The sequence below is a fragment of the Haloarcula rubripromontorii genome, from assembly GCF_001280425.1.
GTDB lineage: Archaea > Halobacteriota > Halobacteria > Halobacteriales > Haloarculaceae > Haloarcula > Haloarcula rubripromontorii.
Window position 1 is genome coordinate 26,192 of the sequence record NZ_LIUF01000007.1, and the last position, 21,150, is coordinate 47,341.

The 21,150-nt window shown below is 65.3% G+C and carries 24 protein-coding genes; 9 read left to right on the forward strand and 15 right to left on the reverse strand.

Going from position 1 to position 21,150, the window contains the following annotated elements:
• Positions 1 to 129: 129 nt before the first annotated feature.
• From AMS69_RS17450 to AMS69_RS17465, 4 genes are all read left to right on the forward strand, one after another.
• On the forward strand, positions 130 to 690 hold the full coding sequence (locus AMS69_RS17450) for a sugar O-acetyltransferase (protein WP_053969331.1): 561 nt from the start codon (positions 130 to 132) through the stop codon (positions 688 to 690).
• A 75-nt stretch (positions 691 to 765) separates the two neighbouring features.
• Positions 766 to 1,113, forward strand: a complete 348-nt coding sequence (locus AMS69_RS17455; protein WP_053969332.1) for a thioredoxin family protein — start codon at positions 766 to 768, stop codon at positions 1,111 to 1,113.
• 62 nt (positions 1,114 to 1,175) lie between these two features.
• Positions 1,176 to 1,943: a glycerophosphoryl diester phosphodiesterase membrane domain-containing protein gene (locus tag AMS69_RS17460; protein ID WP_053969333.1), complete on the forward strand. Its 768-nt coding sequence runs from the start codon at positions 1,176 to 1,178 to the stop codon at positions 1,941 to 1,943.
• Between the two features lie 95 nt (positions 1,944 to 2,038).
• On the forward strand, positions 2,039 to 2,557 hold the full coding sequence (locus AMS69_RS17465; RefSeq protein WP_053969334.1) for an HPP family protein: 519 nt from the start codon (positions 2,039 to 2,041) through the stop codon (positions 2,555 to 2,557).
• Between the two features lie 14 nt (positions 2,558 to 2,571).
• Here AMS69_RS17465 and AMS69_RS17470 read toward each other — a convergent pair whose 3' ends face one another.
• Entirely contained in the window at positions 2,572 to 3,009 is a 438-nt protein-coding gene (locus tag AMS69_RS17470) for a universal stress protein (RefSeq protein ID WP_053969335.1), read from the reverse strand.
• A 4-nt stretch (positions 3,010 to 3,013) separates the two neighbouring features.
• Entirely contained in the window at positions 3,014 to 4,108 is a 1,095-nt protein-coding gene (locus tag AMS69_RS17475; protein WP_053969336.1) for a sulfite exporter TauE/SafE family protein, read from the reverse strand.
• Positions 4,109 to 4,273: 165 nt separating this feature from the next.
• Between AMS69_RS17475 and AMS69_RS20340 the strand changes: the two genes are divergently transcribed.
• Entirely contained in the window at positions 4,274 to 4,444 is a 171-nt protein-coding gene (locus tag AMS69_RS20340; protein WP_155119990.1) for a hypothetical protein, read from the forward strand.
• Between the two features lie 54 nt (positions 4,445 to 4,498).
• Positions 4,499 to 5,422, forward strand: coding sequence for a D-2-hydroxyacid dehydrogenase (gene ddh, locus AMS69_RS17480; protein ID WP_053969337.1), 924 nt, complete (start codon positions 4,499 to 4,501; stop codon positions 5,420 to 5,422).
• Positions 5,423 to 5,441: 19 nt separating this feature from the next.
• Here ddh and AMS69_RS17485 read toward each other — a convergent pair whose 3' ends face one another.
• On the reverse strand, positions 5,442 to 6,077 hold the full coding sequence (locus AMS69_RS17485; protein ID WP_053969338.1) for a DsbA family oxidoreductase: 636 nt from the start codon (positions 6,075 to 6,077) through the stop codon (positions 5,442 to 5,444).
• Positions 6,078 to 6,152: 75 nt separating this feature from the next.
• Positions 6,153 to 7,538: a bifunctional hydroxymethylpyrimidine kinase/phosphomethylpyrimidine kinase gene (thiD, locus tag AMS69_RS17490; protein ID WP_080508860.1), complete on the reverse strand. Its 1,386-nt coding sequence runs from the start codon at positions 7,536 to 7,538 to the stop codon at positions 6,153 to 6,155.
• Between the two features lie 121 nt (positions 7,539 to 7,659).
• On the opposite strand from thiD, the gene AMS69_RS20770 reads away from it, so the two are divergent.
• Positions 7,660 to 7,824 carry a DUF7331 family protein gene (locus AMS69_RS20770; RefSeq protein ID WP_170082748.1) on the forward strand — a complete coding sequence of 55 codons (165 nt, stop codon included), beginning with the start codon at positions 7,660 to 7,662 and terminating at the stop codon, positions 7,822 to 7,824.
• Positions 7,825 to 7,830: 6 nt separating this feature from the next.
• On the opposite strand, the gene AMS69_RS17495 is transcribed toward AMS69_RS20770, so the two are convergent.
• From AMS69_RS17495 to AMS69_RS17530, 8 genes are all read right to left on the reverse strand, one after another.
• Positions 7,831 to 8,712 (reverse strand): EamA family transporter, encoded by an 882-nt coding sequence (locus AMS69_RS17495; protein ID WP_077067828.1) that lies wholly within the window; start codon positions 8,710 to 8,712, stop codon positions 7,831 to 7,833.
• Positions 8,713 to 8,752: 40 nt separating this feature from the next.
• Complete coding sequence (locus AMS69_RS17500) at positions 8,753 to 11,059, reverse strand: hypothetical protein (protein ID WP_053969341.1); 2,307 nt, start codon at positions 11,057 to 11,059, stop codon at positions 8,753 to 8,755.
• A 226-nt stretch (positions 11,060 to 11,285) separates the two neighbouring features.
• Positions 11,286 to 11,579 carry a stress response translation initiation inhibitor YciH gene (gene yciH / locus AMS69_RS17505; RefSeq protein WP_004516073.1) on the reverse strand — a complete coding sequence of 98 codons (294 nt, stop codon included), beginning with the start codon at positions 11,577 to 11,579 and terminating at the stop codon, positions 11,286 to 11,288.
• 44 nt (positions 11,580 to 11,623) lie between these two features.
• Positions 11,624 to 13,858, reverse strand: a complete 2,235-nt coding sequence (locus tag AMS69_RS17510) for a transglutaminase family protein (protein WP_053969342.1) — start codon at positions 13,856 to 13,858, stop codon at positions 11,624 to 11,626.
• Complete coding sequence (locus tag AMS69_RS17515) at positions 13,855 to 14,829, reverse strand: DUF58 domain-containing protein (RefSeq protein ID WP_053969343.1); 975 nt, start codon at positions 14,827 to 14,829, stop codon at positions 13,855 to 13,857. Before AMS69_RS17515 ends, AMS69_RS17510 begins: the two co-directional genes overlap by 4 nt.
• Positions 14,826 to 15,785, reverse strand: a complete 960-nt coding sequence (locus AMS69_RS17520) for an AAA family ATPase (protein ID WP_053969344.1) — start codon at positions 15,783 to 15,785, stop codon at positions 14,826 to 14,828. The genes AMS69_RS17515 and AMS69_RS17520 overlap by 4 nt, the downstream gene beginning before the upstream one ends.
• Positions 15,786 to 15,978: 193 nt before the next feature.
• Complete coding sequence (locus AMS69_RS17525; protein ID WP_053969345.1) at positions 15,979 to 16,248, reverse strand: DUF7573 domain-containing protein; 270 nt, start codon at positions 16,246 to 16,248, stop codon at positions 15,979 to 15,981.
• A gap of 83 nt (positions 16,249 to 16,331) precedes the next feature.
• Positions 16,332 to 17,015: a class I SAM-dependent methyltransferase gene (locus AMS69_RS17530; protein ID WP_053969346.1), complete on the reverse strand. Its 684-nt coding sequence runs from the start codon at positions 17,013 to 17,015 to the stop codon at positions 16,332 to 16,334.
• A gap of 162 nt (positions 17,016 to 17,177) precedes the next feature.
• On the opposite strand from AMS69_RS17530, the gene AMS69_RS17535 reads away from it, so the two are divergent.
• On the forward strand, positions 17,178 to 18,521 hold the full coding sequence (locus tag AMS69_RS17535; RefSeq protein ID WP_053969372.1) for a tryptophanase: 1,344 nt from the start codon (positions 17,178 to 17,180) through the stop codon (positions 18,519 to 18,521).
• Between the two features lie 98 nt (positions 18,522 to 18,619).
• Positions 18,620 to 18,838: a hypothetical protein gene (locus tag AMS69_RS17540; protein WP_053969347.1), complete on the forward strand. Its 219-nt coding sequence runs from the start codon at positions 18,620 to 18,622 to the stop codon at positions 18,836 to 18,838.
• Here the strand turns inward: AMS69_RS17540 and AMS69_RS17545 are convergent.
• From AMS69_RS17545 to AMS69_RS17555, 3 genes are all read right to left on the reverse strand, one after another.
• On the reverse strand, positions 18,795 to 19,772 hold the full coding sequence (locus AMS69_RS17545; protein ID WP_053969348.1) for a 5,10-methylenetetrahydromethanopterin reductase: 978 nt from the start codon (positions 19,770 to 19,772) through the stop codon (positions 18,795 to 18,797). The two genes, AMS69_RS17540 and AMS69_RS17545, sit on opposite strands and share 44 nt — an antisense overlap.
• Complete coding sequence (locus AMS69_RS17550; protein WP_053969349.1) at positions 19,759 to 20,532, reverse strand: coenzyme F420-0:L-glutamate ligase; 774 nt, start codon at positions 20,530 to 20,532, stop codon at positions 19,759 to 19,761. The genes AMS69_RS17545 and AMS69_RS17550 overlap by 14 nt, the downstream gene beginning before the upstream one ends.
• A gap of 107 nt (positions 20,533 to 20,639) precedes the next feature.
• On the reverse strand, positions 20,640 to 21,128 hold the full coding sequence (locus AMS69_RS17555) for a metallophosphoesterase family protein (protein WP_053969350.1): 489 nt from the start codon (positions 21,126 to 21,128) through the stop codon (positions 20,640 to 20,642).
• Between the last annotated feature and the right edge of the window lie 22 nt (positions 21,129 to 21,150).

The window sequence follows — 21,150 nt, forward strand, 5'->3', positions numbered from 1 at the left end:
TTGGTTACGCTATGGCGACTTCGAACAGCCAGAAAGCCCCCGACCCAACATCTCTTACCGGGGCGCTCCCACAGCCCGCTATGAGTACACCTCATTGCGCCACGAGCGCCACTCCGGAGGGCGGTCAGGATGCCCGCTGAACGCGAGAAGATGCTCGCGGGCGAGCGCTACGACCCCAGCGACCCCGAACTCGTCGCCGCCCGCGAGCGTGCCAACGAACTCACCCGGGAGTACAACGGGACCGACCCGGCCGACGACGACGCGAGACGGGCCCTCCTCGCGGACCTGTTTGGCTCGGTCGGTGCGGACTGCCACGTCGAACCCCCGTTCCGGTGTGACTACGGCGAGCACATCCACGTCGGCGACGGCTTCTACGCGAACTTCGACTGCGTCGTGCTGGACGTCTGCCGGGTGAATATCGGCGACGACTGTCTGCTCGGACCGGGTGTCCACATCTACACTGCGACCCACCCGCTGGACCCGGAGGAACGGCGCAGCGGCGTCGAGTACGGGAAGCCGGTGACTATCGGCGATAACGTCTGGATTGGCGGGCAGGCGGTCATCAATCCGGGCGTCACCATCGGCGATGACGCCGTTATCGGGTCCGGCGCGGTCGTCACCGACGACGTTCCCGCAGGCGTCGTCGTTCAGGGAAACCCTGCGTCGGTCGTGCGGGAGATCGAGGACTGACGGTCCGGCGTCCCAGTCACGGCAAACAATCGCGCCCGTCGCGGGGTTCTTCGCTCCGGGGCACGTACTGACTGTATGAACACCACAACCGAAAACAGCGTTCGAACGGTCGAAACACGGAGCGAACTCGACGACGTGGTGGCGACGGCCGACCGCGTACTGGCGATGGTCCGGACAAGCGGCTGTACAATCTGCAAGTCGATGGAGCCGATACTCGACATTGCCGCGAAGGCCACCGACGCCACGGTAGTCGTGTTCAATCCCAAACGCGACCTCGATGCCGTCGACGCGTTCGACGTCCGGAGCGTCCCGACGCTCCTGCTGTTTGCCGACGGCGAGCTTATCGACCGCCGTGCCGAGGGGTTCGTCCCGGCCGAGGAGCTTATTGAGTTCGTCGAGAGCGGGTCAGAATCGAGCAACTGAACTGAGTGGAACTGTCACACTGAGACAACACTTATACCTCCGCTTGTCGAAGCGCTCCGTTGATGGCCCTCCAAATTGGCTCCGCCCTCGAAGAGGCGGGGTATCGGCTGTTCAGTCGTACCGGCGCGATACTGTTTGTGGCGTTTCTCGCCCTGATGAGTAGCTTTCAGGCACTGTTCAACACAATCCTGGCGACGACTTACGCCAGAATGGGATACGGCGAGATTGCTGCAGCCCTGCCACTCACCCTCGACATCCCGCTTTCTGTTGCGGGTGCCGGTATCGCTATCGGCTCCGTGGTCTCACTGTATCTCACCATCGTGTCCTTCCGGACGTTCGCTGCCGGAGCGCGCGACAGTTTCCCCACGGGAGCGTTCACTCGGAACGTACCGCTAGCGATGGTGAACGTGTTCGTCGGCGGAATCGTCTACAGCCTGCTGGTGTTCGTCGGGTCGGTCCTGTTCCTCATCCCTGGCATCTTCGCCTACGTCGCGTTCATCTTCATGATGCCGTACGTCATCGTCGACGACCGGAACTTCGTCGCGGCGCTCAAAGAGAGCTATCGGCTCACCACGGGCAACCGGCTAGCGCTGTTCGGACTGCTGTTGATTGTCGGTACCGCCGCGGCGATCGTTGGCGGTGTCATCGGATTCGTCGGCGCGCTGGCGCTTCCGGGGCCGACTTCGCAGCTTCCGACCGTCGTCATCCAACCACTGGCGTCGCTGTACGGTACCGCAGTTATCGCAGTCGCATTCGAGCAACTACGCGAGAGCGACGGGATGCCGCCGTCAGCCCCGAGCGAGGACGACACGACGACGACGGCGCTCTGACTGGAACGGCTGGCCGCTGTCGTCTCCACTCAGGATTCCAGCGTCGATTTGTCGGACCGTGACTGTCTTGTCCGTTCAGTTTCCTATCGGGAGCAATGCGACGGCATCGGGTCGGCACGAGTCTGTACGCCGGCGTGCTGTTTGTCGTCCTCGGAATGCTCGCGTGGGCGAGCGGGCAACCGTTTATTTTCCCGAGTCTCGGCCCTTCTGCGTTCATCCTCGCGTTTCAGCGGGACGGCGACCGGACAGGGCTGGTCAGCGTCGTCGCGAGCCATCTCATCGGTAGCGTTGCGGGGCTGGCCGCGTACAGCCTGCTCGCCGGCGGTGTCTCACTCGTCGCGGACCCGACCGCGTTCTCCGCGGCCGGGCTCCGCCTCGTCGCGAGTGCGACGCTCTCGATTGTCGTGACGAGCTGGGGGATGATTGCGACCGACACCGTCCACGCGCCGGCCTGTGCGACCACACTCATCGTCTCCTTGGGACTGCTCTCGACGCCGCTGCAGGTCGCAGTCATCGTCGCCGGTGTCGCCGTCCTCGTCGCGTTCCACGCGCTCGTGCTGTCAGCGTATCACCGAGCGACCGATGCGTCCCGGACAGGCCCGGTCGACGGCTGATGCGGTCGCCGTGGTCACTCCTCAGACAACTGGACGGTCAGCACCGGCACCGGCGACTCCCGGACGACCGTCTCCGCGACGCTCCCGATGAGGTAGTGGTCCAGCCCGGTCCGACCGTGGGTCCCCATCACGACGAGGTCCGCCGGAATCTCCGTGACCGCGTCGACGATTTCGCTTTTCGGGACGCCCTCGCGCTGTGTGGTTTCGACCGACACGCCGTCAGGTAGCTCGGTGACGGTCGCCTCGATGGCCTCCGCGGCGCGCTCGCGCTCCGCGTCGAGCCACGCGTCGGCCGAGAGGCCGCTCGACGGGCTCTCGAACCGGTTGCGGGTGTCGACGACCGAGAGCACGTGGACCGTCGCGTCGAACCGGTCCGCAATCGTTCCGGCGTGGCGCGCCGCCGCACCGATGCCGTCGCTGCCGTCGGTCGGGAGCAGCACTGTGTCGTACATCGTCTCAGACGCCCCCTGTCGCCATCAGGAACAGCGCGGCGGCGATGACCGCGAACAGGCCGCCGACGAACTTCTTGATGGTCCCGGTGTCCAGCGCGGTCGAGACGTACGGTGCGATCTGGCCGCCGGTGACCGTCGCGGGCACGGTCCAGACGACCATGTTCCACGGCGTCGACGCGAGGTCGATGGAGTGAGCGCCCGGGACCAGCCCCCCGCCGAAGACGTGGACCAGCGAGGCCAGAACCGCTGTCAGTGCCACAACGATGTGGTTCGTGCCGATGGCGACCCGGACTGGGACATCCGTTCGGAGCATCGAGATGATGCCCAGTTCGCCGACCCCGAAGCCGGCCAGCCCCTGGAAGACGCCACCGATGCTGTAGTTCGCGAAGCGTTCGAGGTAGCCGCCGCGCGTGTAGCCATAGTCGTTGCCGTCGCGGTCGACGCGCGTAACCGCCCCGTCGTCAGCCGTCTCGACGCCGGCCGGCCCAAGCTTGTTGGCGTCGTCGGGCAGGGTCTTGTCGCCGCCGTCGGCCGACACGTCGGGCTCGCTGTCGCCCGCCTCGCCCGGCTCTTCGTGGCCGAGGTCGGCCTTGAAAAGCAGGTACGAGGCCGCCAGCAGGGCGATACCGAGCAACGCGTGAAACAGCGGTTCGGGGATGACAAACGAGAGCAGCGCCCCGGCGACGACGAAGGGCACGCTCCCGAGGACGAGGCTCAGCGCGAGTCGTCGGTCGACGAGCCCGTACTGGATGAACGCCAGCGCCGAGCTGGAGAGGCCGAACGACTCGCTGATGAGGCCGACCTTCACCAGCGTCTCCGGCGTGAGCGTCTCCCCGGCGAGCAGTGGGAAAATGAAGATGAGGAACGGGACGAACAGCGCCGACCCGCTGATGCCGACCGTGTTAACGATGGTGGCACCGGTGACGAAGGCGATACAGAGCCACCAGTACTCGAACCAGTAGCCGCTTCCCGCGTCCGCGGGCGTCGGCGCGGCGGTGTACACGCCGACGACGAACAACAGCGGTGCCAGGAAGACGAAGACGTGCTGGTACTTGAGAAACCCCTTCTGGAGTCGACTAGACGGTGACGACGTTGTCATTGACGCGTGAAGCCAGCATTGTGAACTATCGCTTAAATCCCTTGTTGTCTGTACTTGTTTCAAAAATCGTTGTAAAAACCGTCGAAGACGGCAAAAACGCACGACCCCGTCGGCTCCCTAATATCCCTAATATTTATTTCACAGGCCGTGGTAACATCTAGCGTCATGAGTTTTCCACAGGGACCGATGGAGTCGGGCGGCCGGTCGAGTTACGACGAAGACGCCAGCGACGCCGTAGACGGCGGACTCTTCGGAGCCCTGCACCGCTTCTCGAAGCGGTGGTCCCGCCGCTACGTCGAGATGCGCGTCGACGCGCTCGGCAGTCGCCGGGACTGAGCGGTCCGGCGCGTTCCGGAAAAGGACTATACCGTCTCCGCCGCAGGGACGGATATGGATATCGACAGAATCGCCATCCACGAGTCGGTCGCAAAGGCCTGCCCGCTGGAGGCGATGGTCGCCGCGCTCCGGGGCGACGTTCCCGTCGAGGCTGTCGGCGACGACGCGTCATTCGACGCCGGTGATTGTGTCGTCACGTTCTCCCCCCGAGACGCGTTTCTGGACGCCGCCTGGGTCCACGGCATCCGCGCGGGCTACGACGAGTTCGACGTGGCCGCCTACGAGGCCGCCGGGACGGCGCTGACGAACAGCACCGGCATCCACGGCGACACCGTCCCGGAGACCGTCGTCGGCTATCTGACGGCGTTTGCCCGCCGGCTCCACGTCTATCGGGACCGGCAGGGCGACAGCGACTGGACACAGGAACCGTACGACACGGCGTTCACGCTGACCGGCGAGCGGGTGTGCGTGGTCGGCCTGGGCACTATCGGCCAGGGTGTCGCCGACCGGGCCGATGCACTGGGAATGGATGTGGTCGGCGTTCGCCGCTCCGGTGATCCCACAGAGTGCGTCAGGCGCGTGTTCACGCCCGACGAACTGAACACTGCCGTCGCCGACGCTCGCTTCGTCGTGCTGTGTTGTCCGCTCACCGAGGAGACCGAGGGGATGGTCGACGCCGCCCTCCTCGGAACGATGCGTGACGACGGGTACCTCGTCAACGTCGCTCGGGGACCGGTTGTCGTCGAGGACGCGCTACTGAATGCCCTCGATACTGAGACGATTGCGGGGGCGGCCCTCGACGCTCACTGGGCCGAACCACTCCCGGAGGAGCATCCGCTCTGGGACCACGAATCGGCTATCGTGACGCCACACGTCGCCGCGTTCACGAACCGGTATCACGAGGACATCGCGGCCCTCGTCCGGGAGAACCTCGACCGGACCGCCCGCGGCGAGTCGCTCCGGAACCGCGTCGCGTGAGGGGCAGACGACGGGGCGCTCAGGTCCCGTCGACGAGCCGTTCGAGTTGCTCGGGCGGGACTGCACCGCGGGCGGCGTGGCCATCGTAGGCGAACGTCGGGACGCCGGTGATGCCCTGGCGCTGCGCCGCGGTGAATTTCTCCCGGACCGACGACCGGAGCGCGTCGTCCGCGAGCGCCGACCGGATTTCGTCGCCGTCGACGCCCGCGTCTTCGGCCAGGTCGACCAGCAGGTCTTCGTCGCCGATATCCTGTCCGTCTTGCCACAGCGCCTCGAAGATGGCCACGTCGAAGGTCAGCCACGTCTCGTAGTCGTAGTGCTCTTTGACGTAGTAGGAGGCGATCTGGGCGGGCAGTGAGTCGATGTCGGTGGCGATGTCCAGATCCATCTCGACGTCGTATTTCGCCTGCAGCCGGCGGACGCTCTCTTTGGCCTGCTCGTAGTAGTCCTCGTCTTTGCCGTCGTCGACGGAGTGGTCGATAGAGCCGTCGGGGTTGCGCTTCCCGCTCCGGAGGTCGAAGGGGTGCCAGTCGATCTCCAATTCCTCCTCGCGTGTCGACTGGTACTGCCTGAGCGATTCGCGTCCGAGATAACAGAACGGGCAGACGTAGTCCGAGAAGACCGTGATCCGCTCGTTCGACTGTGTCTCACTCATACGTCCGGGTATGCGTTGCTCGCGGTTAAACGCGGCCACCGTCTGTGTCGGGCCAGCGCACGACCGACTGACGGGCTACGCGCCGTCTTTGACGGCTTCGTGGACAGTCTCCACGCGGGAGACGAGGTCGTCGGCATCCGCTGCGAGCAGCGTCACGCGTCCGCCGACACCGACGCCCTCGCGGCCGATGACTGCGGCCGGTGTCCCGTCGCTGGTCTCGACAGCCCGGCCAGTGCCCCACGCGATAGCGTCGGCGGAAGCCCCGTCCGGTCGCTCCTCGGGATCGTACGAGGCAATCGCGCCGCCTAGCGACGCCAGCGCGTCCTCGACGGCGTCGGTCAGCCGACAGTCGATGGCGAACCGGAGCGACGGGTCGTGTTCACGGGCGGCCAGCAGGGCGCGAGCCACCGTTGTGGACGCGCCAAAGCGGACGCCGCGGTTCGGCCGGACACCGTCCATCGTGCGGGTGATGCGGCCCTCGACGGCGGCGACCGCGTCGGGTGTCTCTGCGTAGGGGGTCGTGCCGGCGACGGTCATCCCTCGCTCGGGAACCAGCGCCGACACGTCCGCATCGACGAGCGCCGACACAACCCGCTCGACGGCCTCGCTCGTCGGATGGCGTGCGGCGTCGTCGCGCGTCCGGACGAGGTGATGGACCGCCCCCGGCCCCTCGCCCACGTCGACGTTGTACCGGACCGCACTCGCGAGCAGGTCGATGCCGCTCCCGACCGCCGCCGACAGGTCGTCGCCGTGGGCCAACTGTGTCGCGATGGCCGAGGAGAGCGTACAGCCAGAGCCGTGAGTGGCCTCGGTGTCGATGCGGTCGTGGCGGAACGTCGTCACCTCGTCTTCGGTCACGAGGGTGTCGACGACGGTGTCACCCGGGACGTGGCCGCCCTTCACGAGCGCGCTGTCGGCCCCCATCTCGACGAGGTCGCGGCCCGCCTGTTCCGCGGCCGCGGGGTCGTCGACATCGCGCCCGGTCAGGACGGCGGCCTCGTCGGCGTTCGGTGTGACGACCGTCGCTTCGGCGATGAGAGATTCGTAGGCGTCTTCGGCCTCGGCGGCCAGCAGCCGATCGCCCGAGGCTGCCACCATCACTGGGTCGACGACGAGGTTCGGCAGGACGGCGGCGTGGTCCGCGACCAGCTCGATGACCTCGCTCGTTGCGAGCATCCCCGTCTTGACCGCGGCCACGTCGAAGTCCTCGATGACCGCCTCGATCTGAGCCTCGATCTCCGCAATCGGGAGCAGATGCTGGCCCTGTACGCCCGTGGTGTTCTGTGCCGTCACACTCGTGATCGCGCTGGTCCCGAAGCCGCCACAGGCCTCGATAGTCTTGAGGTCGGCCTGGATGCCGGCCCCACCACCGGAGTCGCTGCCGGCGACGGTCAACACAACTGGCGGTGTCACTGGGCCGTCCGCTCGTGTCATATCGGATGCCTTTGCCGGCGGCCACATATCGGTGCTGGTCTCTCAGCTGGACTGTATTAGCGGGCAAATCCTAATATGCTAATAATACTTCATACCACATTCGAGAAACATTTATGTAGCGCTGTGTCGGATGTTCCCTTGTACCACAATGGAACCAGCGTCGCGCGATACTACCGACTCCGACGAGCAGTACGGCAGCTTCACCACTGGCGGCGGCGACGTCGTCGTCTACGACACCGAGAACCCGACCGCGTGGCTTCAATCGAGCTATGCGGTACAGGTTGGCTGCGCGTCGGAACGAAAGTCGGCCTGACTTTTCTTATCCGACCGAGATCATCGCGATACCGACGATAGCCAGCCCCGCAGCGGCCAGCCGTGCTCTGAACTGCGCCTCGTCGAGTACAATCGCTCCCAGAATGACGGCGACGATAGCCTGCCCGTTGACGATTGGCGACACGATACTCGCCGGGAGCAACTGGAAGGACAGCAATACGATGTGATTCGCGTAGGCGACGAACATCGCCGCGACGACGAACTTCGGGAGGTCTCCTTGCCACCCTGGCGGGACCTGGTATCGGAACGCGAGCGGCGTCATCAACGCCGCAATACCGACGGCCATCACCGGGATGTACGTCGTCGGTTCGATGGCCAGTTCCTGCATCAGCACCCGCTTGCTTACATCGACGAGCGCGAACGCCGCAGCCGACAGCAGCGCCAGTTGTGCGGGCCGGGACTTCCGGGCCCGCTTGAGTGGGGCCAGTAACGCTGTCCCCTGCCAGTTCGCGACGTAGACGGCGGCAGTCGCGACGACGACGCCGCCGACCTGCAGCGCCGAGAGGTGCTGGCCAAGCAGGCCGACTTCCAGCGGCAACACGAACACGGGAACGATTTTGCTGATCGGCGACACGTAGGAGACTTCGCCGACGCGGATCGCTCGAAAGAGGGTGAGCAACCCCACTGCCGTCACCGCTGTCACAGCGAGTATCGACGAGAGAGCGTTGATACGGTTTCCCGCCGGCAGGAACGGCTCGTTGCTGGCGAAGACAATCGGGAGGTAGACGATGGGGACCAAGCTGTATGTAAGCAACAGAAACACCGGCGACGGGTAGTCGGTGAACCACCGCTTCATCACGAACAGGTACACCCCAAACACCAGCGCCGACAGGACGGCATACGCGATTCCGACGTTCACGGTTGACAACGACTGGCCGACCGCAATAACTGTTCCCTTCGGGCTCGTGTCAGGAACGACGCTGGCGGGCAATCAGAGCCGCAAGCAACACTGCGAGACCGGCGATAATCGCGGTAAAGCCGTCGCCCTCTCCGGCTGTCGTCTGTCTGTCTGTGGGCACCTCCGTCGAGTTCGGAGTCGACGGTGGTGCCGCCGTCTCCGTCGAGACGACCACGTCAACCGTCGTCGTAGTCCGTCCGTCACCCGCCGACAGCGACACCGTTCCGGGTTCGTCGAGGGTGACTGCCCGGGTGACTGTTGTCGTTACGTGTGGCGAGAGATACAGCCGCTGTTCGGCGAACACGACATCGTTGCGGCGGAACTCGACCGTTGCTGTCCCCGGAATATCGTTGTCGTTGGCGACAGTCGCAGTCACGTCCGCACTGTCCCCCTGCCTGACTTCTTGCGGACTCGCGGTGACGTTAGTGACACTGGCGGCTGCCGGTTCCGACACAATGACTGTGACGGTGTCACCGTCGACGCTGACCACGTATCGGCCGGGGGCAGCAAACGTGTGTGTCACTGCAACCTCGGTCCGTACTCCCGGTTCGATCCGGCCCTGTTTCGCGTCGACGACAGTCTCGTTGACCGCGAGCGACACGTTGTAGGTCCCTGCCTCGCCGCCGGCGTTCTCGACGACCGCATCGACCGCGAGCGTCTCGTTGGTCGCCAGCCGGATCGGTTCGCTACCGCCGACCGGTGCGTCCGACCGGTAGAGACTATCTGCGCGGTAGGCGTCCGCCCGGTCGACCGGCGGGAGGCTGTAGCCAATACGGGCGGGAATCGAACCGAACAACTGCCGGTGTGTCGTCTCGTTCCACATCGTCACGGCCGCTGCCGTCTCGGTCTCCGTCGCGGTCGCGTCCCGGACGCTTGGCCCACCAGCAGCCTCGATCTCGGCGAGGAACTGTGACTGTGTGACGGGGTCACGGTAGCCGTTCAGCGACTGAAACACGCGCTGGAGTGTCTGGTTACGGCCAGTCGCCGAACGGATGTGGACATCAGTCTGTCCGGCGACGAGCGCCCCTTTCCAGTAGTTCGCGTCGTTCGTCCAGCTTGTCCTCTCGGTCAATATCACATCACTGTAGACCGGCCGCCCGCCCGCCGCGAGCTGTGCCTGAAACTCGTCGAACCCGATCCGGTTCTGTTCCAGCGTCAGGACAGCGGCGTAGTACGTCGCCCAGCCTTCGACCGTCCACCGCGTCTTCTCTGTCGTCTCGTAGGCCTGCCGGCTGTGGACGTACTCGTGGAGCCAGACGTTGTTAGCGACATCCAGCGACTGCCGGGACTGGACCCACATATCTGCGTCACCGATCTGATACCCCTCGACACCCCAGCTGACGGCCCCGGATGGCGCAGCGACGACGAACACCTGCTCGTCACGGTCGCCGACCCGGAGCGCGTTCGACGCGTTCGCCATCGAGTCCAGCACCGAAATCGGTGAGGCTGTCATCGTCGCACGCTCTGGCACAGCCAGCGTGAACGTCTGGTTGTGCGCCGTCTCCTCGAAGGTCGCGACGTCGCCGAGGTACACGATCTCCTCGCCTGCCGCTCCGGGTCCCGCCGTCCGGAGTGTGCGGTTGTACCTGACGGGATCACGGCCGGTGTAGCGCCAGCGCGTCGGTGTCAACGACCGCGTGAGCAGCGCCCACTCGCCTGTATCGACGCTGAGATACCGTCCCTCGGCCCCCTCTGGCCCGCTCTTTTCGATGGTCCGATTCGGGTTGACGCGGTAGCTGATCGTCGCTGTGTCCGTCGTTTCTTCCCACTCGTAGACGGACTCGTTGACACGCTCGAATCCGTCCGTTTCGGTCACTGTCGCCGCCGCCGGGACGTGCGTTTCGAGGTCGACAACTCGGTCTGGCACCTCGTAGGTCAGGGTCACCGCGACTTCGCCCGGCTGTTCTGGCACGCGCGCGTATGTCTGTGTCTGCTGAATCACGTCACCATCACTGGTCTGTGTTGTACCCGAAGTGGCTGTCCCCGTCTCCATGCCGGCCGCTGTCGTAGCTATGTCTCCGCCTTGTTCTCGTGGCTGTCGTCGATGTGTATCGGCGCTTCTCGTTCGGAGTACTGAGCCATTCGCCTTGGCAGTGCCTGTCGACGAGTGTACTGGATCGACCGTCGCCTCGCTCCGGTTTGGCGCTGTATCACCGCTGTACGTGCAGTTCTCGCCGACCCCAGCCGCCAGTCCGTCGCCGTCGTCGGTCACCGCTCCGTGGTCAAGAGTCGCCGCCACCGGGAGCGACGCGATTCCCCCACCGAGGAGAAGGACCACGAGTCCGACGGCCACCACCCGCCGGAGTACAACGAACATTGCAAACAGTTACCGTCCCATGGTTGAAATAGTTGACCGCCGACCGTGGGTGTTGGTATCACGCATCTATCGCCGCCACCACTGGTTGTACTCAGAAGTTCTCACGACGGCACCAAAACGGCTGGATGGAGTTCACTCGCGGGCAATCACAGCTGAAAAGCCGGCGAACAGGTCACAGCAGTAGCTTGCCACGGCGCTCTCACGAGAACCGTTGGCAGTCAGGAGTTCAGGCGACGTTGAAACCTTTGTCGCGGAGGAAATCCTCGACGCGGCCCGTGTGATTGCCCTGGAGCTCTATCTGTCCGTCCTCGACAGTGCCACCGCAGGCGAACTTCGATTTGAGGTCTGAGGACAGCGAGTCCATGTCGACGTCTTTCGGGTCGAATCCCTCGATGATCGTTACCTCCTTCCCGTAACGGCGCTCGTCGATGCGGATGTTAATCTCCTGGGACTCCTTAGCGACGTCTTCACAGACGCAGAGCTCCTCAGGCAGCCCGCACGTCGAGCAGACTTCCGACATTACAATCGCGCCTACGAACACGACCTATTAAACACTGTCGGGGACTACCGGTCGGAAACGATTCCATCGGCGATTTCGACGGCCTCGTCGGCAATCGCTTCGTCGACCTCGCCGCTGTACCGGAGCCGCTCCCGTAGCGCCGCCAGCCGCTGAATCCGATCGTCGGCCTCTATCGCGTCGAGATACGCCCGTACTGTCTCGCCGCTCCTGCGGCTCCGGTGATCCGTTGCGAGGACGTACATGACCCGCTGGAACGCCCGCTCAACGTCGGTCTCGGGGTCCACGCGGCGCTGGTAGCGCAGCCATACCGCCCGGTACGCTCGCTCGCTGAGGCCGGACCGGCGCGCGCCCGCCGCGATGCCGAGCAACGCGACGACGCCCAGCGTCATCTCCTCGCGCGACGGGAGCGCCGGCAAACGCAACTCCGTCCCTTCGTCCGTGTCCGATGCCTCTGTTGTGCTAGTGGGTGTGTCAGTTTCGGTGGCCGTCGGCGTCTCAGTCGGCTCAGTTTCGGTACTGGTGGTCTCTGTCAGCGGGGCGGGCGTCGACGTGTCGGATGGCGTGTACTGCTCTACCGGGTTCCCGTCGCCGACGGTGGGCGACGACCCGTCCGCATTCGCGTCCTCGATACGTTGCTGTCTGACTTCTTCGCGCGGCCCGGACGGCGTCGGGTCGAACTGTACCCAGCCCTGGCCGGGGAAGTACACCTCGACCCACGCGTGGGAGTTCAGCCCGCGCACGACCCACTGGTTCTCGTCGATTCGCTGGCCGGAGGTGTACCCGACGGTCATGCGCGCCGGGATGCCCTGGGTCCGAAGCATCGTCACCATCGTCGTCGCGAAGTAGACGCAGTACCCCTCATCCATCTCGAAGAGGAAGGCGTCGGCGACGTTGAAACCGGGTCGGTCGACGTCAAGTGAGTAGCCCTTGCTGTCCTGCAGCCAGCGCTCGATTACCAGCGCTGTCTCGTAGGGGTTCTCAGCGTTCGCGGTGAGAATAGCTGTCCGCTCCTCAACCCGATCCGGCGTGCTGTCGGGGAGCTGGGTGTACAGCTCGGTGGTTGCGTCGTCGTAGTCGGTCCCGGCCTCACGCAGCCCGTCCGGGGTCGCCACGAGCAGTTCGCTCCTGACCTCATAGCTGTCGCCCGTCGACAGCGTGCCGTCGGGCTGGAATCCGCCTTCACTGGCGACCGAGACCGACGGCTCCCCCGAGTAGCGAACGGGCTTCCAGGCGGCCGGGACAGTTCCGATGGTCGACTCTGCCCGGAACTCCTGTCGAAGCGTCCGAGTTTCACCCGGTGGGCTGTCGAGGCGCTGGTCGCCGTACGGACGGGGGGTTCCAGTCCGGACCCACCCATTGCCGGTGTAGCGGTCGTAGGAGGCGACCCGCCAGTATCGCGGTTCTTCGCTTTCGACCGTGTACCGTATCTCCGGTGTCAACGAGATACTCCCCTGTACCGAGAGGGACTCCCCGGCGTCGAAGAGGCTCCCCTCGACGGTCTGGCCGTCCGACCCGTCGTCGTACGACAGCAAGCTGTCGCGGGTGATTGGCACCTGTGACAGCGCCGCCGGGACGACGATTATCGCCGCCAGTTGTTCGAGGACAGCGCGCCGCCCGGCGTCGATACCCTCGCTGTCGTCGTCCGCGGGCTCCGTCGCGTCACTGCCAGTCATTGCGTCGGGTCGCTTCGTCAGGTCTGCTGGCTCGTCCGTCGACAGCGCATCGAGCGTCCCGAAGCCGATTGTCGCCGCGATGCCGACGACGCCCAGCAGGGTCGTCACCACACCGGCGTCGGTCGTCAGGGCGAAGAACGCGAGCGCTGTGCCGGCCGCCACCGTCGCTGTCACGTACCAGCGCCGCAGCGCGAAGTACCAGGTCAGAAACACCGGTGCCGGCGCAAACGACAGCACCCATAGCCTGACCTTGGCAATCTGGAGCAGCGACCGCCCGGTCAGCAGGGCGGCGGTATCCCCCAGTAGTTCCGTCACCGCCGGATTCGTCGAGAGGTTCAGGATGTACGCGACGAGCCCGCCGGCGAACAGCACCGCGCCGACACCGACCGCGAGGGGCGGTCTGAGCACGCGGGCAAGCAGCGTAGCACCCACGAACGAGAGCGCGGCAAGCGCCAGAAACAGGGTCGGGTCGCCGACCACGTCGCTGAGGTAGTACATCGTCCGCAGTGGCGCGCCGATGGCCAGCGCCGCCCCAAGCAACGCCAGTATCCGGGACCCGCTCCACGGGATCCGGTCGCGGACCTGCTCTGTGCCGGCGGCGCTCATCCGTTCACCTCGCCCGCGATGGGGTTGTCCCGACTGGCGGTCACGTCAGCGAAAGACTGGCGGCGGCCGTCGACCGACACCGTGACGCCGTCGCCGTTGGCCGTGACGACCACGTCAGCGTCGTCCACGCGGTCGGTCCGGCCCGCGTCGGCCCGGGCCAGCAGTTCGAGCAGTCGTGTCCGGTGGGTGTCGCCGTAGCCCTGCTCAACCGCGCCGTTCGGAACGGCGAGTTCGACTGCCAGACCACTCTCCAGCGCGGCCATCGCGATGGTCGCCGCCGCAGCGGCCATCGCGTCGGCGTGCCCTTGCTGGGCTTCCGCGGCAACGAGCAGGGTCCGGTCGCTTCGGCTGTCGGTGAACTCCTTGACTAACAGGTCCTCGCGCTTGGCGCTGGATTTCCAGTGTACGTCCCGTAGCGAGTCGCCGCTGACGTACTCGCGCAATCGGTCGAACGACTGGCGGTCCTCGTTCTCCGGCGTGAATGTCTGCGCGAACGCGTCCGTCCCGCCCAGCCGGTAGACGGGCGGATACACGAGCACGTCGGTCCTGTTTCCGACAGTGTAGCTCTCCCTGACGAGTCCAAGCGCGTCCGTCACTGTCACGTCGACTGGACCAGCCTGTTGCTCGCCCCGGGCCGTGTAGGTGACGCGGTAGGTCACCGTCGCCGGCAGGGACTTCCTGACTGTCGTCTCTCCATAGAGGCCCTCAGAAAGCCGGTCGGTGACCGTCGCAATTCCGCTGCCGTCGACGCGGAACTCCACGGGCTTCGTCTCGCCGGGAAACCCGCGGCGGAGGCGGCCCCGCTCGACGGTCGGCGCGCCGCCCCAGCGAACCTGCACGGCAGCAGCGAACACACCCACCAACAGCGGGCCGGCAACGGCAGTAAGCCCGGGCTGACCGAATCTGGCGCTGACAACAAGGGCGGCAACGGCGACGGCGAGGACGGCGAAACCGCGGCGTGTCGGTCTCATTCGACGTAGACGGTATCGAGCGCCTCCGCGACGAGTTCCCGGGCGTCCTGCTCGCTGCGCTCGGTGCGGATGCGGTGTGGCAGGACGACCGGCGCTTCAGTCTGGATGTCGTCGGGGATGACGTAACTGCGGCCGTCGAGTACGGCGCGGGCCTGTGCCGCCCGGAGCAGCGAGATGCTGCCTCGCGGACTGACGCCGAGTTGCGCGTTTTCCCGCGTGTACCGCGCGAGTCGGGTCGCGTACGACCGAATCGGCTCTTCGACGGTCACGTCGGCTACTGTCTCCCGGGCGGCGGACAGCGAATCGAGGGTAGCCACCGACGTGAGTTCCTCGATGGGATGATGGCCGACCACGTCACCCAGCATCTCCGTCTCCGCCGCCTCGTTCGGATAGCCGAGATGAAGCTTCATCATGAACCGGTCGAGTTCGGCCATCGGCAGGTCGTAAGCCCGGTTCTGCTCGACCGTGTTCTGCGTAGCGATGACCGTGAACGGCTGTGGCACGGGATGTGTGGTCCCGTCGACTGAGACCTGCTGTTCCTCCATCGCTTCCAGCAGCGCCGACTGCGTTTTCGGCGGCGCGCGGTTGATCTCGTCGCCGAGGACGACGTTGGCGAAGATCGGCCCCGGCCGGAACTCGAACTCCTGTGTCTTCTGGTTGTAGATGTTGACACCGGTCACGTCGGTCGGGAGGAGGTCCGGCGTAAACTGGACGCGCTTGAACTCGCCGTCGAAGGAAGCTGCGACGGAGCGGGCCAGCATCGTCTTGCCGACGCCGGGAACATCTTCAAGCAGGACGTGGCCGCGGCCGAGCAGCGCGATGACGATGTGTTCGATGGCGTCGTGTTGCCCGACAATGACCTGCTCGACGTTTTCGATCACCTGATTGGCGACGCGTGTGGCGTCGCGGAGGGGACTGTCCGACTGTTGACTGTGTGATGTGTCAGTATCTGTCATAGTCGCGATCTCGTGGGACGACGCCGTGGCACGGGGACTGGTGGGATAGTCTGTCCTGTCGACCAGTAAGTGTCTTGTGTGGGTACCACATCCTCCGGGCCGTTCAGTTGTAGCCACGTCTATGGTGTGCGCGTATGTAACTCTGTGGATGGGTGAGAAAGACACACATCCGATTCACGGCCGGTAGCGCCGCTCACCAGGACTTACACGCCCCACAGACGAGGATACTGTCCTGTCTCCACCGCCGCTCGACGACCTCGCCACACTCGGCACAGGGCGCTCCCTCGGGCGACCACGCGTACGTCGTCACGGCAGGTTCGACCCCGTCGGTCGAGACTTCGGCGTCGGAGACTTCGCTTTCCGTCTCTGTCGTCTCGTCTCCCGCAGACACGCCGTTCACTCCCTCGTCCTCGCTCTCGTCGCCGGCGTCGAGAAAGTCCTCCAGCGAGGTTTCTTCAGCCATACGCCTTGGTTTTGCCTGCGGCCACAAAATACCCTGTCGGTCGTTCCGGCCGGAGTCCGTGTTTTGACCGGCTGTCCGGGCCGTTATTCCGTGGCGACGCCGACGGTCAGCAACGTCCCCAGTTCGCGGTAGCGCTCGACCATCGCCTCACGGGTCTCGAACTCGTCGGTGGGGAACGCATCCGCCGGCGGGATCTCCACTTCACGGTCGGGGATGGTGTCCTGTGCTGCCACTGCCAGCCCCGCCTCGTGGAAGGCCTCGCGGTACTCCGGGGCGCTCCAGCGGGTCATCTCGATATCGATGAACTCCTGCCACTCGTGGGAGTGGACGTTCTCCTCGTAGTAATTCACCGCGATGTGGGCGGTCCCGCCCGGTCGCAGCACTCGTGCGATTTCTTCGAGCGTGTGCGGCGGGTCGCTGGCGTAGTAAAACGCCTCCATCGAGAACACATGGTCGATGCTGTCAGTCGCAAACGGGAGGGCGTCGAAGTCCCCGCGCAGGAACCCGATGCCGTCGTCGTCCGTGTACTCGCGGGCGTTCCGGAGCATCTCCGGCGACCCGTCGAGACCATAGCAGGGTCCGGCATCGTTGGTGTCGCGGAGCGCACGGAGCGCATAGCCCGACCCCGTTCCGAGGTCGAGGACCGTGTCGCCCCGCTCGACCGGCATCCGGGCGAGGACGTGCTTGGCGGTGTGCCAGTGCCGGTCCTCCATGCCTCTGTCTTTGCCTTCGGCCGCCCACGCGTCGAATTCCTCGCGAACGCTCATACGTCCCTCCAGCAGTTGTGGCCTCAAAATGCCCGCTATTTTGGCCTGCCAGAAACACCTGTCCACCGATAGCCGCACTCGGCTGGTGATGGACATCTCAGCCCACCGCTGTACACAGAATATCAGATGGTGAATAAGTCGGTCGGCGTACTGCGACACAGCATGCGCTCGTACAAGGCCAAATCGGTAACCTCGATACAGCTCCCGCCCCGTGAGCGACGTGAGACCGCGCTCACCGAGGCCGGACACAACGTCTTCAACCTCGCTGCGGATGATGTCTTTATCGACCTGTTGACTGATTCGGGGACAGGAGCGATGAGTGACGAGCAGTGGGCGGACGTAGTCCGAGGAGACGAGGCCTACGCCGGCTCACGCTCGTTCGAACGCTTCCGTGAGACGGTCGCCGACGTGATGGGATTCGACCGCGTGGTCCCAACACATCAGGGCCGCGGTGCGGAGAACGTCCTGTTCGGGGCGCTACTGGACGAGGGTGCTGTCGTTCTCAACAACACGCACTTTGACACCACCCGCGCACACGTAACGAATCAGGGTGCAACCGCGGTTGACTGCCCGGCGGAGACGGACCTGACCGCTGACAGCGTCGGGACGTTTGCCGGAAACTTCTCCACAGACCGTGGGTGGGATGCCGTCGAAGAGTACGGGGAAGACGCTGTTTCGGCTGTCGTCCTGACGATCACGAACAACTCCGCCGCCGGCCAGCCGGTGTCGATGGAAAACATCCGCGAGACGGCCGCTTTCGCCACGGAAATCGACGCGACGTTCGTCATCGACGCCTGTCGGTTCGCCGAAAACGCACAGTTCATCAAACAACGCGACCCCGAATACACCGACACGCCCCTCCGTGAGATCGCTCGCGAGCAGTTGCGTCCCGCGGACGCAATCACGATGAGCGGGAAAAAAGACGCACTCACAAACATCGGCGGGTTCACCGCCGTTCGCGACGCTGCCCTGTTCGAACAGTGCAAACAGCGCGCGATCCTCTATGAAGGGTTCCCGACCTACGGTGGCCTCGCGGGCCGCGACCTCGAAGCGATGGCCACCGGTCTCCGGGAAGCGGTCGAACCCCCGTACGTCGCCGAGCGACTCGAACAGGTCGCGACCCTCGGCGACCTCCTGCGTGAGCGCGATATCCCGATTGTCACGCCGACCGGCGGTCACGCCGTCTACATTGATGCGGCCGCCCTGTTCCCGAACATTCCCGCCGACCAGTTCCCCGGGCAGCGCCTCGTCTGTGAACTTTACCGCGAAGGCGGCGTCCGGACAGTCGAACTCGGCTCGTTCGCCTTCCCCGGGACCGACCGTCCGGAACTCGTCCGTCTCGCCCTGCCTCGCCGGACATACTGGCGCGAACACCTCGAACACATCGCCGAGACCGCTGCGCGCGTCCGCGACCGCCGCGACGAGTACACCGGCCTGAAGATCGTCTGGGAGCCACCGATGGAAGAACTCAGACACTTCTCAGCTGAACTCGAACCCGTCGCGTAAGATCACTCGATTGTGACTCCGGACGAGAGCGGCTCGCGAGCGCCCACGTGGTGGCCGGGAACGCAAACGCAAAGTAGGGCCACGCTAACGTTCAGGTAATGCAAGGACTGCTGTCGGAACTGCTCCAGAGCGTCATCGACATGCCCGGCTGGTTCATCGACGTGGCACTGAACGACCCGCTGGCGGCACTTATGCTCGCCGTCGGTGCCGTCATCACGACCGTCTCGGTCGCCTTCTTCGGGTACCTGTCGCTGGGGGCCGTGCTCTCGCTGTTCAGCGGCTCCGGCGGTCGAGGACCGCCCCAAGCAAATCGATAGCCGTCTCGACATCCGGCCCGAGCGGCGACGCAAACACCACGCTGTCCGCGTGTTCTTCTAACGCCGCCGTGCGCTCGGCCACCGTCTCCGGCGTCCCGGCGATACAGAACGCGTCCAGCATCGCCTCTGTAACGCCGTCGAACGCGGCCGTGAAATCGCCGGCGGCAATCGCCTGTCCGATATCTTCGGCGGCCTCGTGGTCGATGCCGTGGCGGTCGAGCACCGGCGGCGGCGACCCCGCAGCGACGAACGCGACCGGCGGCCGGGCGGCCTCCCGCGCTTCGGCCTCGTCTTCGGCGACCGAGACACTGGCGTAGGCCGCGAGGTCGAACTCGCCGTACTCCTCAGGCCGCTCGTCGGCCATATCCTCTACCTGCTCGCGTGCCCACGCGAGGTCTTTTGGATGCGCCCCGTTGTACAGCGCGCCGTCGGCGTGTTTCGCCGACATCCGGGTCATGTGCGGCCCCTGCGCGCCGACGTACACCGGAATCTCATCGACCTCGTAGTTCAGCCCGGCGTCGACCGCTTCGAACGTCCCGTCGTGGGTGACCCGCTCGCCGTCCCAGAGCTTTCGGGCAGTCGTGAACGTCTCAAGCACGCGTCGCAGCGCGTCGTCGTGGTCGAAGCCGAGGTTGCTGAGCGTCGACTTATCGCCCGGCCCGATACCGAAGACGGCCCGCCCGTCGCTCAGTTCGTCCAGCGTTGCGACCCGCGAAGCTAGCGTCACTGGGTGCGTCTCATAGGGGTTCGCGATGCCGGGGCCGAGCAGTACCTCGTCGGTCCGCTCGGCCATCGCGGTCAGCGACATGAACTGGTCGCGGTTGTTGTAGTGGTGGCTGACGTAGACGGCGTCGAGCGCGTTCGATTCAGCCTGTTGTGCAAGCGAGGCGAGCTGTGCGACCGGGTGTTCCGGGGTGAGTTCAATCGCGTACATGTGACCACTGTCTGAGTGCTTGTCTGACTACGTCCTTCTCGGGGTCGCGGAACAGTTGTTCGCTGCCCGCGTGGTCGCCGAAGTCGAAATCACGGACGACTGCGGCGGGTGTTCCGCCGTCGCCCTCGCCGGTAACGAGGTTGGCTGCGGCGGCCAGTTCATCGACGACGGCTTGGACGGTGGCTTCGAGTTCGCGGCCGTCGCGGTCGTGTTCGCCACGCCAGTCCCGGGACGCAGAAAGACCGGCCCAGCCCAGCGCGACCCCGCGCTGGCCGAGACGGAACGGCCGGCCTGACGTGTCGGTGACGATGACGCTTGGTTCGACGCCCGCCCGTTCGCGGATGCCGTCGCGGATCGCTTCAGCCTCCGCTGTCGGGTCTTCGGGAAGTAAGAGGAGGTCCGATCCGGGCACGTTCGAGCGGTCAATGCCCGCGTTGACCGTGATGTGCCCGAACTCCGTCACCCCGAGGATGAACGGGGCTTCGACCAGCACTTCCGCACACTCCTCTATAATCGCCTGTGCCATCCGCGGATCCTTCTCTTCGTCGGCGATATCCTCGATGGTCGCCGCGATGCGCTCGGCGCGTTCGCCCGGCTCGTACGATGACAGCGACCGGCCGCGTCCGCTGGCTTTGGAAACGATGGTGCTGGCGACACAGACCACGTCGTCATCCCGCAGGTCGGCCTGCTCGACGAGCAACTCGGCTACGTCGTCGCCAGGCCGAACTTCGGGCAGCCCTTCGACCGCGAAGACTTCCATACCGTTCCTGCGGTCCCTGCGGGAAAAAGACCCGCGTTCGCTGCAAAGCCGGCCAACAGTGGCAACAGCTGCCGGTACGCGGGAGCGAACCGCGACAGCGCTACGCGTTACAGCTCGTGTTCGGCCACGTCGAACGTCCCATCCTCGACTGTCGCGGTCAACATCGTCGGGCGGTCTGCCGGTGAGGCGCCCGTGACGCTGCCGGGGTTCAGCAGCCGCACCCCCTCGTAGACGATGTCCGCAAGTTCATGAGTGTGGCCGGCGACGCCGACAGCGGTACTGTCGGCCTCCTCGCGGACCGCAGCGGCGACACGGTCTGCCCAGCCTTGCTGTGAGCCAGTGCCGTGTGTCACGACGAACGTGACGCCACCGAGTTCGACTGTGGCCCGCTCCGGCAACCCGATCTGCGGATCGATGTTGCCCGAGACGGCAGTCAGTCCCGCCGCCATATGCCGGATATCAGCGAGCGCTCCTTTGCTGTCGAAGTCACCGGCGTGGATGACGTGGTCGGCGACTTCGATGCGCTCCCGGAACGACGGCGGAATCTCGTGTTCCCGGGACGGAATATGTGAATCGCTGATGAGAGCGACATCCATATCGACCCATCGCATCGGCGTT

Excerpts from the sequence above, each read along its gene's own strand:
- AMS69_RS17450 (WP_053969331.1), top strand. The coding sequence starts at position 130 with ATGCCCGCTGAACGCGAGAAGATGCTCGCGGGCGAGCGCTACGACCCC.
- AMS69_RS17455 (WP_053969332.1), top strand. The coding sequence starts at position 766 with ATGAACACCACAACCGAAAACAGCGTTCGAACGGTCGAAACACGGAGC.
- AMS69_RS17460 (WP_053969333.1), top strand. The coding sequence starts at position 1,176 with ATGGCCCTCCAAATTGGCTCCGCCCTCGAAGAGGCGGGGTATCGGCTG.
- AMS69_RS17465 (WP_053969334.1), top strand. The coding sequence starts at position 2,039 with ATGCGACGGCATCGGGTCGGCACGAGTCTGTACGCCGGCGTGCTGTTT.
- AMS69_RS17470 (WP_053969335.1), bottom strand. The coding sequence starts at position 3,009 with ATGTACGACACAGTGCTGCTCCCGACCGACGGCAGCGACGGCATCGGT.
- AMS69_RS17475 (WP_053969336.1), bottom strand. The coding sequence starts at position 4,108 with ATGACAACGTCGTCACCGTCTAGTCGACTCCAGAAGGGGTTTCTCAAG.
- AMS69_RS20340 (WP_155119990.1), top strand. The coding sequence starts at position 4,274 with ATGAGTTTTCCACAGGGACCGATGGAGTCGGGCGGCCGGTCGAGTTAC.
- ddh (WP_053969337.1), top strand. The coding sequence starts at position 4,499 with ATGGATATCGACAGAATCGCCATCCACGAGTCGGTCGCAAAGGCCTGC.
- AMS69_RS17485 (WP_053969338.1), bottom strand. The coding sequence starts at position 6,077 with ATGAGTGAGACACAGTCGAACGAGCGGATCACGGTCTTCTCGGACTAC.
- thiD (WP_080508860.1), bottom strand. The coding sequence starts at position 7,538 with ATGTGGCCGCCGGCAAAGGCATCCGATATGACACGAGCGGACGGCCCA.
- AMS69_RS20770 (WP_170082748.1), top strand. The coding sequence starts at position 7,660 with ATGGAACCAGCGTCGCGCGATACTACCGACTCCGACGAGCAGTACGGC.
- AMS69_RS17500 (WP_053969341.1), bottom strand. The coding sequence starts at position 11,059 with ATGTTCGTTGTACTCCGGCGGGTGGTGGCCGTCGGACTCGTGGTCCTT.
- yciH (WP_004516073.1), bottom strand. The coding sequence starts at position 11,579 with ATGTCGGAAGTCTGCTCGACGTGCGGGCTGCCTGAGGAGCTCTGCGTC.
- AMS69_RS17510 (WP_053969342.1), bottom strand. The coding sequence starts at position 13,858 with ATGAGCGCCGCCGGCACAGAGCAGGTCCGCGACCGGATCCCGTGGAGC.
- AMS69_RS17515 (WP_053969343.1), bottom strand. The coding sequence starts at position 14,829 with ATGAGACCGACACGCCGCGGTTTCGCCGTCCTCGCCGTCGCCGTTGCC.
- AMS69_RS17520 (WP_053969344.1), bottom strand. The coding sequence starts at position 15,785 with ATGACAGATACTGACACATCACACAGTCAACAGTCGGACAGTCCCCTC.
- AMS69_RS17525 (WP_053969345.1), bottom strand. The coding sequence starts at position 16,248 with ATGGCTGAAGAAACCTCGCTGGAGGACTTTCTCGACGCCGGCGACGAG.
- AMS69_RS17530 (WP_053969346.1), bottom strand. The coding sequence starts at position 17,015 with ATGAGCGTTCGCGAGGAATTCGACGCGTGGGCGGCCGAAGGCAAAGAC.
- AMS69_RS17535 (WP_053969372.1), top strand. The coding sequence starts at position 17,178 with ATGCGCTCGTACAAGGCCAAATCGGTAACCTCGATACAGCTCCCGCCC.
- AMS69_RS17540 (WP_053969347.1), top strand. The coding sequence starts at position 18,620 with ATGCAAGGACTGCTGTCGGAACTGCTCCAGAGCGTCATCGACATGCCC.
- AMS69_RS17545 (WP_053969348.1), bottom strand. The coding sequence starts at position 19,772 with ATGTACGCGATTGAACTCACCCCGGAACACCCGGTCGCACAGCTCGCC.
- AMS69_RS17550 (WP_053969349.1), bottom strand. The coding sequence starts at position 20,532 with ATGGAAGTCTTCGCGGTCGAAGGGCTGCCCGAAGTTCGGCCTGGCGAC.
- AMS69_RS17555 (WP_053969350.1), bottom strand. The coding sequence starts at position 21,128 with ATGGATGTCGCTCTCATCAGCGATTCACATATTCCGTCCCGGGAACAC.